A 13,889-nucleotide genomic window follows, 5' to 3' on the forward strand; every position below is an offset into this window, starting at 1 on the left:
GCATTTTTAATTCAGTTGATGTGAGAGATGAGTTATAGAACCACTTCTATGATATTCTTTTCTGTTCCACATCAATATTCTCTCCCTGAGCGTTGAAGGGACCGGCTGCAAATTGCACAATATAGTGTGGCTAAAAAGGGGGCTTTCATTCATCAAGCCCTTTTCTGCCAAATACGTAATTAGCCACTCTTAGAGCATCCCTGTCTCCCGTTTCCTTCTCACATGAATCGCTTAATTTTACTACAGGTATGCCATTAATGCTATGCATTTTGATCACGATATTTAGAGGGGGGCTTTCCCTGAAGAATTCCTGATTATTTGTAAGGCTTGTACCAATACCAAAACTGCAGTTAATCCTGCCAGCGCAGTGCTCTTTAAGCCTTATGGCATCTGCAGCATGTAGGGAATCACTGAAAACCAGTAGTTTTTTCATAGGATCTATGCCTTTTAATTTATAATGCTCGATGACTTTATCGGTAAAACCGAATGGATCCCCACTGTCATGCCTTACACCATCATACAGTTTCGACAGCCTGAGATCAAAATCTGCAAAAAAAGCATCAGTGCCAAATGTATCCGAAAGAGCTATTCCAAGGTCGCCAGAATATACTTTTGTCCAGTTATCAAATGCAAAAAAGTTAGCCCTTCGCAGACTCATAAGGGCAGAATTGCCCATGATCCATTCATGTCCTATGGTACCCACAGGTTTTATTCCATATTTTCGAGCAAGATGGACATTGCTTGTCCCTGTAAAACGGGGCAGACCACACAAAACTTCTACGGCTTTATCCTGCACTCTAAAGCTTCTTCTTCTGCGTGTACCAAATTCGGTGAAAAGACAACCACAGCCATCCAATTGTTTTCCAATGGATCTTATTTTCTCTGCATACTTCTTAAGAAGTATCTCCTCTCCGGAACCTTCTGAAAATGACATATCTTTCCAGCTTTTTTCCATTGTGCTGAAAAAAAGTTCGGAGACCGTAGCCATGAGTACCACTTCCCAGAGAATGGCACTATGCCAGGGTCCCTTTATCCTCATGTCAAGGTTATTATTCCCGGTAAGCCCCACAATTACCTCAGATGGATCAAAACGATAGTTTTTCAGATATTCCAGATACATGGGTTTAAAGAAAGGGCAGGCAGATTTCAACCATTTATGCTCCTCTTCGGTCAGTGTGATCTTAGGAAAGTGCACATCAAGTATGTTGCGAAGCTCTTTTATAAAATCATCATTAAAACGCTGCCCACCCCTGTTGATAAAACGATATTCGACATTTGCTTCAGGGAACAGCTCCAGTACAGCCATCTGCATGCTCAGCTTGTACAGGTCATTGTCCAGTATAGATTGAATCACGCCTGATCTTCCTACATATTTATGGATATAAGCCTGTACTTTATACCTTATGTGCCTGTCGATTATATTCGGATGATATGACACTTAAATGACCTGATGAAGAAAAAATCGACAGGAGTCATTAAACCCCTTAAGAATTAATGAAAAAAAGAAAAGCAGATGGATTTATTCAGGTCTTACCAGTATCTTTGAAGCCATACCTTTTCCAAGAGCATATTTACAACCGCTTACTTCTACAATAAGAGAACCCATGTTATCTCTGGTTACTTTCAGAGGGCAGTTCTCTATGAAACCCATAGCTTTCAGGCGCTCTGCAAGAGATTTACTTGCGTTGATCCCTGCAACTTTGGTTTCAGTACCTTCGGAAACCATTGCAAGGGGAATTGGTGGGGCCATAATTCATACCTCTTCGACAATTTGTTAGTTTTTTTGTCAACTGCGGTTCTTGCTCAGCGCACGTTGGAGCCTTAAAGGTCCAAATGCATGTGCTGCCCAATCTATTAGGTATGCCTAATTTGATTTGACACTTCTATCTAGGAATTGTAAGTATATAAGCTTGTCTCTGCTATAATAATTAGTCATGACTAATATTATGAGTTATAACTTATTTTATACGTCATAAGAGAAGAAGATTAGATAGATCGAATAAAATTATCTGTCCCATTGAAAGTGAATGATTAAGATGAAATTGATTTTACCTCGTTTTTCCAAACTCAAATACTCCACCGGAAATGCACCTTTTTAATTATACAAGAAGCATTTCAAAAAGTATATGTTAAATGTACATTCACTTTTATTGATACCTCTGTTGGATGGAAAAATATGAACAAAATGATAAAATGGATACTGATTATTTTTGCTGTGTTTGTGTTTCTCGGAATATTTGGACAACCCTCCGATCAACAAACTAAGCCTGCAGATCCACAACAGCAAGAGAATGTAAATACTACCGTGCAACAAACTTCTGAGCCTGTGAAAGAGGCATCAGAAAGCAATTCTATAAATGAAGATACAACTGATAAACAATATGCTTTACCTGAACAAACATCCTCGGCACCTGCTCAAAACGGTAACTTGACTGTTCATTTCATAGATGTAGGTCAAGGTGACTCCATTTTCATCGAATATGCAGGAAAAACCATGCTTATCGATGCTGGTGAGGCTAACATGGGTTCTATAGTCTCAGCATTTCTCAAGGAACAGGGGGTATCATCTCTTGATTATGTGGTTGCAACCCATCCACATGCGGACCACATAGGAGGAATTCTGAAAATACTAAGTAAATATCCTGTAGGTCAGTTCATTGACTCTGGATATGCACATACATCGCAAACATACGAGAACATGTTGACAGCAATCGACACAAAGAACATTCCTTTCCATGTAGCACAAAGAGGTGAAACCATTGATCTTGCTCCAGGAATAAAGATTCAGGTTCTTAACCCAGGAAAAGAACAATCTGAAGATCTCAATGAGAATTCTGTGGTTCTTAAAATCTTAGATAAAGACGTATCATTCCTACTCATGGGTGATGCTGGACTTGAAGCAGAAGCAAGTATCATGGCTGCTGGCTACGACGTGGATGCAGATATCCTTAAAGTAGGGCATCATGCAAGTACTTCCGGTTCAGGACAAAACTTCATTTCAGATGTTAGTCCAGAGGTCAGTATTATCGAAGTCGGTGCCGATAATGACTATGGACATCCCCATGATGAGATTCTGCAAAGGCTGCAAAGTATATCTACGGTTTATAGAACAGATTACGATGGTACAATAACCATTACAACAGATGGTTCTACTTACACAGTGAAAACTAAAAAGGTAGCTCCAATCAAAACCAGCACTACAAGTTCGTTAACCACCAAGGATACAGCAACTGCATCTGAAAAAACGCTAGCTACTTCCAGTCCAGACAACACGGTAGTTGCACCAACTCAATCAAGCACCTCAGATGAAGGCGTGTCTATTACATATCTAAACCTTAAGGAAGAGTATGTAATGATCAAGAATTCAGGTTCGTCTTCGGTGGACCTCACAGGTTGGGAGGTCAAAGACGAGGAAAATAAACACACATATAATTTCCCTTCATTCCAGCTGGAAGCAGGTTCAACAGTTACTCTCTACACTGGTGAAGGATCAGATAGTGGAACTGAGTTATATTGGGGAAGTGGCAGTCCTTTCTGGAACAATGATGGAGATACTGCCTTCCTCTACGACAGTGGAGGAAATCTTATAGATTCATTGAGGGGATAAACTTGACCATCAAAACCACACTTGACAGGATTGAAAATACGATAGCTGTATTACTCGTCAGGCCAGAAGAAACTACTAAGATCAATATCCCAGTTTCTTTATTGCCTGAAGGGAGTAAGGAAGGAGATATTCTGAATATCAACATTACAAAAGACGTTCAGGAAGCAGAACAGACTAAAGAAAGAATATCCTCTTTGATTGAAAAGCTCAAAAACAAAAAGTGAAATATAAGTTTTTTCTAGTGAGGTGTGAGTGTTCAGAGCGAAGCACTCAATTCTTTGATGGAATGCCTGATTCAAGGCAGTGGATAGTACAGTACATAACATTTCGGACACAATTACGTCTAACATACATCTTTTTACCACACTTTTGACAGGTTACAGCTACAAATTCCATATATTTACCTCCTTTGCATGGTTGATAAGACCGGTTTCGTTTTTCTATGTCTTTTTCGCAAAGGACAATACTGAAGTTTCAGATTCAAGTATATTAATATATCTACAGTGTTCTATATGATGCTTAACATAATGATGAGGTATGAATTGTAAACAGAAATAAATGATAAGCAAGAAATAGAATAATTATCAGAAATGTTCATTCTTATTTTTAAAGATGGGGGGAAGGAAAATAAATGAGCAATATAAGCCATAATAATAACTGGGACCGCGATCCTGAAAAAGGGCACAAGACACCTAATTTTCTGATAAGTGAAAAAAGTCCTTACCTGCTTCAGCATGCATACAATCCTGTGCGGTGGTATCCCTGGGATGAAACAGCTTTTGAAAGGGCAAAAGCAGAGAATAAGCCGATATTTCTTTCCATTGGATATTCTACCTGTCACTGGTGCCATGTAATGGAGAAAGAATCCTTTGAAGATCCTGATGTGGCCAAGCTCATGAATGAGGCCTTCATCTGCATAAAAGTCGATCGCGAAGAAAGACCGGATATAGATAGCGTCTACATGGCTGTCTGTCAGGCTATTACAGGAAGAGGAGGCTGGCCACTTACAATATTCATGACACCCTCAAAAGAGCCATTCTTTGCAGCAACCTATATTCCAAAGAAAAGCAGGTTTGGTAGTGTGGGAATGCTTGACATTATTCCTCACATAGCGAACCTATGGTCACAGCAACAAGGAGAGATCTTGCAGAGCGCCAGGGAACTGAAAGCTGCAGTTTCTTCTGATGTGTCACAAAGTCTTACCAAGAGTCGTGGCACTGAATTGAACGAAAAAACCCTGCACAAAGGCTATGCACGGTTATTTTCCTCTTTCGACCATGAAGCGGGAGGTTTTGGGAAGGCTCCTAAGTTTCCTTCTCCACATAACCTGACTTTTCTTCTTAGATACTGGTATCGTACTGGAAACATTGATGCATTGACGATGGTGACAAAAACCCTGAATTCCATGCACATGGGAGGTCTATATGATCATATAGGGTTTGGATTTCACCGCTATTCCACGGATCGTAATTGGCTGGTGCCCCATTTTGAGAAAATGCTCTACGATCAGGCAATGCTCATCATAGCTTACACAGAAGCTTTCCAGGTGACAGGCATTGAGGATTATAGAGAGGCAACAGAAGAAATAATAGATTATCTACTTCGCGACCTTTGCTCTGCAGAAGGAGCCTTCTACTGTGCAGAGGATGCAGATAGCGAAGGGGTGGAAGGTAAGTTCTATCTCTGGAAACAGGAAGAAATTTATGAGCTCCTTCCCGCAGAAGAAGCAGATCTGATATGTAAAGTATATGGTGTGTCATACGAGGGGAATTACAAAGAGGAAATATCAGGCATTGCCACTAAGCAGAATATCCTGCATATGGTAAGACCACTGGAAGAAGTAGCATATGAACTTGGACTTCCGTTAAGCGAATTAAAGGCAAAGCTTGAGAAATCAAGGCAGGTGCTCTTTTCCAGCCGGGAAAAAAGAGTTCATCCTTCCAAGGATGACAAAGTTCTTACGGACTGGAATGGTCTGATGATAGCTGCTCTTAGCAAAGCTTCCCGGGCCTTTGACAGACCGGAATATGTACAAACTGCATCCAGGGCTGCAAACTTCATCTTTAGAGAGATGTCATCCACAGATGGTAAGCTGCTACATCGTTACCGGAAAGGTGAAGTTTCTATCGCTGGTTTTCTGGAAGATTATGCATTTATGGTATGGGGCCTCATTGAATTATATCAGGCTACTATGGATAAAGTGCATCTTGAACAAGCATTGAGGCTTAATTTCCTGCAGATGCAGGATTTTATGGATGATAACGGAGGATTTTTCCATACCTCAAAAGACTCTGAAACTCTGTTGTTCCGCAGCAAAGAAGTATATGACGGGGCAATTCCTTCAGGTAACTCTGTTAGTGTGATGAACCTTCTAAGACTCTCCCGGATAACGGGCAGTACAGCCCTTGAAGAAAAAGCCTATACCTCAATGAAAGCATTCTCCGGTCAGATAGATGCAATGCCTATGGCATATTGCCAGTTCCTGCAAGCTCTTGACTTTGCCTTGGGACCCACTTTCGAAGTGGTCATTGCAGGGAATAAGGAAGATCAGGATACCAAAGAGATGTTATCAATTATTGGCAGATCATTCCTTCCCAACATGGTATTTTTATTGAAAGAAGATTACAGCATAGAAAAACTTGCTCCATATACTAAAGACATGGTAACAACAGATGGACTAGCCACAGCCTATGTTTGCCAAGGTTTCAGTTGTAATATACCTACAACAGACATTAGCAAGATGATGAAAATGCTTAAAGTCCGTGAAAACAGAGAGTAGTCTATAAAATTAATGTTTTGTCATATTATAGTGGGGAGATAAATACATGTCACCAGGACCTTATCATAATCCATCCATAGAGACTATGGATAGGGGAGAACTGGATGCTCTGATAGATGAGCGTATTCGCTACACCGTCAAATACGCTGCTGATAACTCTTCATTTTACAGAAAATGGTTCAAAGAACATGGGATATCACCTTCCAATATCCAGTGTCATGAAGATCTGCTGGAACTACCCATTATCAACGGCAGTACAATAAGAGAACATCAGTCTCCCGTCACAAAGGATTTTGAGTTCAAGACTGGAGAATGGAACGATATCTTTACCATCCATGAAACAAGCGGAACCAGCGGTACCCCAAAAGCGTTCTTTCTCACATGGGAAGACTGGGAGCGTTATGCAGAGAAATATGCCCGCTATTTTGTATCACAGGGATTCGGACCAGGAGATAAAGTGGTGATATGCGCTTCCTATGGCATGAATGTAGGTGCTAACACTATGACACTTGCAGCTCATCATATCGGAATGACCATTATTCCTACAGGTAAATGCACTTTTCCCACAAGGATCGTTACCTCCTACAAACCCACTGGCATTGTAGGCAGTGTTTTCAAGCTGTTAAGGCTTGGCAATAACATGAAAGAACAAGGACTGGAACCTTCTGAATCAAGCATTGAGCGTCTGGTGGTAGGAGGGGAAAGCTTTGCTGAAGAAGCACGTAGCTACCTTTCTGAATTATGGGATTGTGATGTGTACAACAACTATGGCAGTACGGAAGGCACTATGTGTGGAGAATGTGCAGAGTTCAGTGGCCTGCATGTATCAGAGGACATGGTGCATCTGGATGTATATGATCCGGGTATGGATAAATTCGTCAAGGATGGCGAATGTGGCAGGATAGTGCTCACTACCCTGCTTCCAGTGGGTGCCAAATGCGGTACACTTCTTCTTAACTATGACACTGAAGATACTACTGTCGTTCTGACCCGTAAGCAATGTGCCTGTGGAAGGACGCACATGAAAATTATGAACCCACAGCGTGAAGCTGAAACATTCTGGGTTGCAGAAACACCCTTTAACCGCGTGGATGTGGAAAAGGGTGTTTTCCAGCGGGAGAACATGGAATATCTTACCGGAGAATACGAGGCTTTCCTCTATGGTGGAGATGATGAGGGTGAAACTGTCATGAGAGTAAGTCTGGAATGCCTTGACCCTTCAGCATGTGATAAACGGTTTGTGGAAGAAAATTTCCTGCGTGCTTTCCTTAGATACAAGAAAAGACTTGAGAACGCTTATCATGATGGCACTTTTAAGGTCATATTCAACTATACAGCTCCTGGCGGGTTGGAACTATATCAGATAAAAGGCAGACCAAAACGGCTGGTAGATCGTAGATAAGATATACTCTTGATGGAATAGCTATTGGTTCCTATTGTCTTATAATTAGAATACCGGAACCTCTTACAGAGGTGAGTACAGGCTTAAATAAATATGCATCCCGCCAAGAAAAACTACGAACCATAGCAATGCTGCAGGTCTCATAAGTCTGTATGGATCTCCAAGAAAACGTATAGAACTTTTTACCGCGAGATTTATGTACATTACTAACAGCATCACCAAAAGCCCTGCTATGTGATGTACCCACAATTCGAGGAGTAATTGGTCACTAATCTGTATCCCAGAAACGGATGATAAAGAAGGGGACATTACGAAAACAATGGTTAGGAGCTGCAGAAAAAGAGCTACACCCATCAAACTGCAATGGGGCTTCACTTTTTTTGAGTGAGCCATGTATGAAGATAATGCAAGCAATAGCAGAATCAATAACTGCAGTCCAATATTTCTAAAAATCCCGTTAACATCCACTATTAAGCCACTCCTGTATAAAGTCTTTTACTATTACAGGAATATAAACTTTCTTAACACTTTCAAGTCAAGTTTAGCGGCATGCTGAAAGTGCCTTTGTAGACTTTTAAACCAGTATCAGACACAATAAGGATCCAAGGTTCCATACTATGGGCAGTTGCCCTCATTTTTCTCACACGCAGATAACGGTTGGCGGTATTGCCCTGAAAATGCAGGCCAAGTTCAATGATTCCATCTGCAAGAAAACCTTCGGTACCTGTTACGGATTGTTCCATATTATAATCAGTTTCAGTCTCAAGAATTAGAAAGATATTCATATTTTCTCTGCGCAGGATCTCAAGGAACCTGTACAGGCGTTTTCTCAGGTCTTTTTGCTCTATATTGAGCAAAGAATACAAGGCACCAAGGGAGTCAATAGCTACGCAGGTACATTTGTCTCCCAGTTTCCTTTTGAATTCAATGATGTTATCCTGCAGAAGATTAATAAGATCCTCTGAAAAATCATCATATTGGACCCTGTAATCACTAAAATCGCTTATGTGCAATCGCTTGGATACAGGAATTCCCATACTTTCCATGTTCTTAATGTGGTTATCTCTGCTTTGCTCAAGCGTAATGTAGAGGCCATATTCGTCTGCGCTGTCTAGATATTTTGTGAGCATCTGAAAAGTGAAACCTGATTTAAGAGTGCCTGCTGCTCCCTTTACAAGGATCACAAAATCCTTTGGTATATCGGTTTCAAATACTTCATTAAGACCATCTATGGTGTCTATGAACCTCATATTAGCATCAAACCCAGAGCATTGTGATCGGAATAAACTATTCTATATAATACACGCTATGTTTTATATATTTCATGCTGTCTGTTCAGTCTCTTCATTATCAGAAGAAACCAGTTTCATCCATCTTTTAAGCAAATGATATTCCTTTTTGTCAAAAACCTCCGGATCAAGCTGTAGTATCATTCTGGACGAAGATGCCATAATAGTATCATTGGTTTGTTCCATGAGTTTTACTACAGAACGTACGTCGTTGAACAAAGATAAAAATTCTAGTCCATCTAAAAGGACAATACCATCCTGAGCCTTGTTTATAAAATCAAAGACTGTTGGGAATATCTTAAATAACTCCGATGGATCTATTACTTGCTGACCTTGAATTCTGTTCTTTGTCAGCCAGATCATAGGTGTTTTTGTCAGATTATATTTGGTTCTGATCTTCTCAGGATTTTGACGGGTAATACATAATCCCTGAGTACCACTTTTTACAAGTTTTGCGAATATTTTGTATCCTTCTGCAGAGTCGTGGTTTGGCACAAGGTAAATAGAACCTCTTTCCAGAGAGATTCCATCAAAGTCTTGCTTTTCAGAAACCTCTTCTTTAACAGGAGTTATGAAAAGTCCTCTAAGTTCCGAACGGTCCTGCAGGCTTATGATCATTATCTTCTTTTCATTCCCTTCGACAACTGAAGTTGACACGTTCATTGGAGTATATTCTTTATTCTTTTTGATGAAGAAGGTCTCATAGTCCTTTTTATCTGCAAACTCAAGCCACTTACCACCCGTGATGCTTGTAATGGGCAGTCCGACAAGTTCATCCACTTCATATCCCAAAAGCTGGATAGCACTCAGGTTCAAAGTTAGTATGTTCTGCTTTGAATCTATTGTAAGAGTAGCTATAGGAGAAGCTCTCATAAGATTATCCAGATATTCATTTGCCTTTCTTAACTGCTTTTTTTCTTCTAGAAGGCTATCATGAAGATGTTTTATTCTCAAAAGTGAACTCACACGGGTCTTTAGTTCTAGCCTGTCAAGTGGTTTTGTAAGAAAATCATCTGCTCCTGCACTGATACCCTGAATACGGTCTTCTCTGCCAGATAAAGAAGTTACCATAACAATCGGGATGAATTGTGTTTCAGGTGAACTTTTTAGTTTTTCACATATGGCATATCCGTTCATATCCGGCATCATAACATCAAGGAGAACCAGATCTGGCTTTTTTTCTTTAACTATTTCCAGAGCTTGGGTACCTGTGTATGCCGGAATGATCTGATAATCATTTATCAGATATGCTTCAAGCAGATTTATGTTCATTTCCTCATCATCCACGATGAGGATCGTATCTTTGTTTTTGCTTTCCATTATATCCCTTGTCAAGCACCAGATGATCATGTATTTTTGTTAGTATTCAATTCAACTACATCTGTGTAATTTTTAGTATATAATCTATATCTTTTGAAGGTTTTCAAAAATGAAATTATGCGTCAGACTAATTTATATTTTAAGCTATTTATATTTATTTGTGTATTCTCACCTGGCCAGATTCTTATAATAACTGATCCTAAAAACCTGTTATGCAAACAGGTTTAACAGAAAACACAAACCCTCTGATCATTAAATTATCCTTTCCTGCCAGAGATATCAGGTATCTGCTGGAGAGGGGATACCCTAAATCATCAGCAATAAGATTTGTCGGTGATCACTATCGCCTTGAAAAAGATGAAAGAAATGTTCTTACCAGAGTGATAATACCACCAAGCACAGCTATTGCACGTAATAAAAAAAGGCTTACCTGCAAAGAAGTGACAGGGAAGAAAATCCTTGTTGATGGATATAATGTGCTGATAGCAATAGAGAGCATGCTGGAATGTCATACGTTATGGTTATGTGATGATGGTTTTGTCCGTGATACAAGAGGAGTTTTCAGATCCCATAATAACACAGATATTACAGTAGAAGCTGTGAAACATATGTGTTCCACACTTTCAAAATGCAGTGTTCCATATGTGAAGGTGCTGTTGGATTCACAGATGAGCCAGAGCGGAGAACTTGCTGCTATAATACGACAGGAGATGGCTATGGCATCTTTGCAAGGTGAAGTGTCAACTTCTGCACATGCAGACTTTGACCTTAAGAACGCAGGTTCTGAATATGTGATCGCAACTGCAGACGGAGTGATCATCGATGCAGTTGAGAAGATTATTGATCTACCCGCAGCGGTTATTGAAGAAAAGGGTAGCTGGGCGGAGATTATAATTTAATATCATTGGATACTGAGGATTAAATTGTGAGGCGATGGCAGAATAGGGAATGTGATTGAACAATATAACTCGCACTTAGCGAAGTACTGTATTTGTAATCATTGAATCCATTGCACTAACAGTAGTGTTGAGTGGGCTATTATTAAATAAGGCAATATTAGTCAATAATTAGAAGTTAAAGGATTATCACTTTTTTTGGAGAGATCTTTTATTCATGATATTGAGGAATCTGGTGTCGCTTACCGGATGATGGCTTATGATCTCACCATCATAAATGATGCAAAAAGTACCGAAAGCACAGGGGGAATTCTGAACAGCATCCGAATCTTCAAGATCGATCAAAACGGCATCCAGCCCGAATTCCTCCTTTGCAGATCCAATAATAGCGTTCACATTCTTTTCCGTATATGGACACTGGACCGAGCGCATGACGAACAGACCTTGTTTATAGTTCTCAAGGCTGCGTTCCATATCTTTGAATTTCGGGCTTGCTGCACCCGGATCGAATTTAAGGACCAGCAATTCGAAATCAGGCTTTGCCCTATCAACCTGGACAAAACCTTTCTTGACAAAAATATCCCTGCCTGCCATAAATGACCCTTTTCTTGTCACCACGGCAACTCCTTCCATGTTCTTGGATTGTGCTTCTTTGATACATTCATCTATCAAAGAGGAACCGTAACCTTTTCCTTTGAATTCTTTTTTGAGCCCGACAAAAATACAGTGGATGAACATGTATCGTTCAGCTTCCACAGGTCTGTGGGCATATTTGCCCGGAATGTACTCCAGCATACCCTGATAACCGCCTTTTTCCGAAATAATGGCTTTTATCCTAAGACCTTTAGGATAGTACTCTTTGAACCAGTCTATCTTTCTCCTCAACTCAACATGCTTCTTTGCGTCTTTATATCCGCATACTCCATATTCAGCGATGTTCTCTGGGGTCAGGTCTAAAATCTCAATGTCACTCATAATGAAAATAGCAGGGCTGTTATAATACCTTTTTCGATCGTTTTTTAATGTTCAATCCCAGGATGTTCTATGGATCAGATTAACTCCATGAACTGTTACAATTGGGTTTAGATCACATATTTATATTTCTTTCACCGCAGGTATAACAATATCCTTTATGGACGCAAATAGTGCCACCACACCTGAAACAAGTCCACCTTGTCCTTTCGTTTGCTAAGAATTCTGTGATACCAGACTTCCAGATGAACTCCAGATTCTCGATCATGCTCATGTTGTATTTTGTCCGGTATCTCTTATCTAGATGCTTTATCTTATCACAAGGAAAGTCCCTGCAATAAAAACAAAATTGCGGGATCTCTCTTTGAAAGGTCGGACAGTTCTTGATCTTGCACTTCCAGCGGGTAACTGGTTTGTCGGTGTCCGATCCTCTGCAACCCGGGCATCTGTTCTTTTTCCGCAGGTATGCCAGACAAATGCTGCAATTCATTCCGCAGGGAGAGATAAGAGACGTATCATCTGTGATGTCCATTGCAACTACCAATTTCAGTACTTAGCTAAATTTTCCTCAGTTTTGTTCTTACTACCATTGAATTACCTCAAACATTGTATAACTAACTTAAGCCTTAACTTTCTTCTAAGCCATTCTTCAACAAACATGACAAACGTATCAAGTCTAAACTTGCCCTCATCAATGGTTACAGGTCCTTGTTTTGCGATAGTGAAATGGATTTTCTGAAGATAAAGCCATGTATTTCTGTATTTCATTAAAAGAAGAACAAAGTACTTCAGCATTTTAATACTCTTAGTATAACACTTGACCTTCTTCTTAATCTTGCCCGAAAGTCTCTCTATCTGCTGTTATGTCCTTCTACAGATTTTGCATGTATTGCCTTTGAGAACTCCTTCTTTCATTAGTAACCTCGAATTACCTTTAGTTATTCTCTCCATTATTGATATTTCTAGCAATGGACTGAAAGTGTATACAATAGTTTCATAGTTGCATCATATTTAGGATAACAATTCTATACTTATATCCTCATATGTAAAATAGAATTCAAAGGAGAAGTGATTAAACCGTGCGCAAATGTATGGATGATACTAGCTTGCATATTCGAATAAAAAAAATAATCGGGCAGCTAAACGCGATAGATAAGGTTTTGGATGAAGATGTCCCCTGTGAAGATATTTTAATTCAAATAAATGCAGCAAAAAGTGCATTGCACAAAGTAGGCCAAATAGTTCTTGAAGGCCACCTGAATCATTGTGTCCGCGAAGGGATAGAGCACGGAGACGCGGATAAGACTATAGCTGAGTTTGCTAAGGCAGTAGAGCATTTCTCCAGAATGTCTTAAACTAAACCTTTACTTTTTGATACGCTGTCCGATAAAGACCTGTTTTTGTGTCGTTTGATCTGTATTCTTATATTTCAGAAATTGATTATTTTTAAAATATCTTATCCTCTACTACTCCTTTTTTTTTGACATGGTTCTCTATCCTAAGTTTGACAGTTTTCACTCCTTGATGAAGATATTGGCTTCTTTTTTAGCCAATATTTTCTTTTTTTGTCAGGAAAACCAATTTGACAGTTCTAATAATTTCATGTAAGATTCTACGATATCGT

At 39.7% G+C, this 13,889-nt stretch carries 14 protein-coding genes; 6 read left to right on the forward strand and 8 right to left on the reverse strand.

All coding sequences use genetic code 11. The features are described 5' to 3' along the window. Positions 1-145 precede the first annotated feature (145 nt). Positions 146-1,354 (reverse strand): nicotinate phosphoribosyltransferase, encoded by a 1,209-nt coding sequence (gene pncB / locus ACC612_RS06045; protein ID WP_371853595.1) that lies wholly within the window; start codon positions 1,352-1,354, stop codon positions 146-148. A gap of 165 nt (positions 1,355-1,519) precedes the next feature. Next, positions 1,520-1,750: a ferrous iron transport protein A gene (locus tag ACC612_RS06050; protein ID WP_371853596.1), complete on the reverse strand. Its 231-nt coding sequence runs from the start codon at positions 1,748-1,750 to the stop codon at positions 1,520-1,522. Positions 1,751-2,176: 426 nt separating this feature from the next. On the opposite strand from ACC612_RS06050, the gene ACC612_RS06055 reads away from it, so the two are divergent. Beyond that, a complete protein-coding gene (locus tag ACC612_RS06055; protein WP_371853597.1) occupies positions 2,177-3,607 on the forward strand; it encodes a lamin tail domain-containing protein in 1,431 nt (476 codons plus the stop codon). 2 nt (positions 3,608-3,609) lie between these two features. Then, entirely contained in the window at positions 3,610-3,831 is a 222-nt protein-coding gene (locus ACC612_RS06060) for a DUF3006 domain-containing protein (protein WP_371853598.1), read from the forward strand. Between the two features lie 46 nt (positions 3,832-3,877). On the opposite strand, the gene ACC612_RS06065 is transcribed toward ACC612_RS06060, so the two are convergent. Then, a complete protein-coding gene (locus ACC612_RS06065; protein ID WP_371853599.1) occupies positions 3,878-4,003 on the reverse strand; it encodes a hypothetical protein in 126 nt (41 codons plus the stop codon). 235 nt (positions 4,004-4,238) lie between these two features. On the opposite strand from ACC612_RS06065, the gene ACC612_RS06070 reads away from it, so the two are divergent. Next, complete coding sequence (locus ACC612_RS06070; RefSeq protein WP_371853601.1) at positions 4,239-6,386, forward strand: thioredoxin domain-containing protein; 2,148 nt, start codon at positions 4,239-4,241, stop codon at positions 6,384-6,386. A 46-nt stretch (positions 6,387-6,432) separates the two neighbouring features. Next, positions 6,433-7,788 (forward strand): coenzyme F390 synthetase, encoded by a 1,356-nt coding sequence (ftsA, locus tag ACC612_RS06075; protein ID WP_371853602.1) that lies wholly within the window; start codon positions 6,433-6,435, stop codon positions 7,786-7,788. Between the two features lie 63 nt (positions 7,789-7,851). Here ftsA and ACC612_RS06080 read toward each other — a convergent pair whose 3' ends face one another. The 3 genes from ACC612_RS06080 to ACC612_RS06090 all read right to left on the reverse strand — a co-directional run bounded on the left by ACC612_RS06080 (position 7,852) and on the right by ACC612_RS06090 (position 10,397). Next, positions 7,852-8,181 (reverse strand): hypothetical protein, encoded by a 330-nt coding sequence (locus ACC612_RS06080; RefSeq protein ID WP_371853603.1) that lies wholly within the window; start codon positions 8,179-8,181, stop codon positions 7,852-7,854. A 137-nt stretch (positions 8,182-8,318) separates the two neighbouring features. Further along, positions 8,319-9,038, reverse strand: coding sequence for an RAD55 family ATPase (locus ACC612_RS06085; RefSeq protein ID WP_371853604.1), 720 nt, complete (start codon positions 9,036-9,038; stop codon positions 8,319-8,321). Between the two features lie 72 nt (positions 9,039-9,110). Beyond that, positions 9,111-10,397 carry a DUF835 domain-containing protein gene (locus ACC612_RS06090; protein WP_371853605.1) on the reverse strand — a complete coding sequence of 429 codons (1,287 nt, stop codon included), beginning with the start codon at positions 10,395-10,397 and terminating at the stop codon, positions 9,111-9,113. A gap of 212 nt (positions 10,398-10,609) precedes the next feature. On the opposite strand from ACC612_RS06090, the gene ACC612_RS06095 reads away from it, so the two are divergent. Further along, positions 10,610-11,296 (forward strand): DUF434 domain-containing protein, encoded by a 687-nt coding sequence (locus ACC612_RS06095; RefSeq protein WP_371853606.1) that lies wholly within the window; start codon positions 10,610-10,612, stop codon positions 11,294-11,296. 186 nt (positions 11,297-11,482) lie between these two features. Here ACC612_RS06095 and ACC612_RS06100 read toward each other — a convergent pair whose 3' ends face one another. Together ACC612_RS06100 and ACC612_RS06105 are read right to left on the reverse strand one after the other, a co-directional pair. Further along, positions 11,483-12,268 (reverse strand): GNAT family N-acetyltransferase, encoded by a 786-nt coding sequence (locus tag ACC612_RS06100; protein ID WP_371853607.1) that lies wholly within the window; start codon positions 12,266-12,268, stop codon positions 11,483-11,485. 112 nt (positions 12,269-12,380) lie between these two features. Continuing rightward, the gene (locus tag ACC612_RS06105; RefSeq protein WP_371853608.1) at positions 12,381-12,797 is read right to left on the reverse strand and encodes a DUF3795 domain-containing protein; all 417 of its coding nucleotides are present in this window, start codon (positions 12,795-12,797) and stop codon (positions 12,381-12,383) included. Positions 12,798-13,356: 559 nt separating this feature from the next. On the opposite strand from ACC612_RS06105, the gene ACC612_RS06110 reads away from it, so the two are divergent. Beyond that, positions 13,357-13,620 (forward strand): metal-sensing transcriptional repressor, encoded by a 264-nt coding sequence (locus ACC612_RS06110; RefSeq protein ID WP_371853609.1) that lies wholly within the window; start codon positions 13,357-13,359, stop codon positions 13,618-13,620. Positions 13,621-13,889: the final 269 nt, after the last annotated feature.

It is taken from the genome of Methanomethylovorans sp., from assembly GCF_041447285.1.
GTDB lineage: Archaea > Halobacteriota > Methanosarcinia > Methanosarcinales > Methanosarcinaceae > Methanomethylovorans.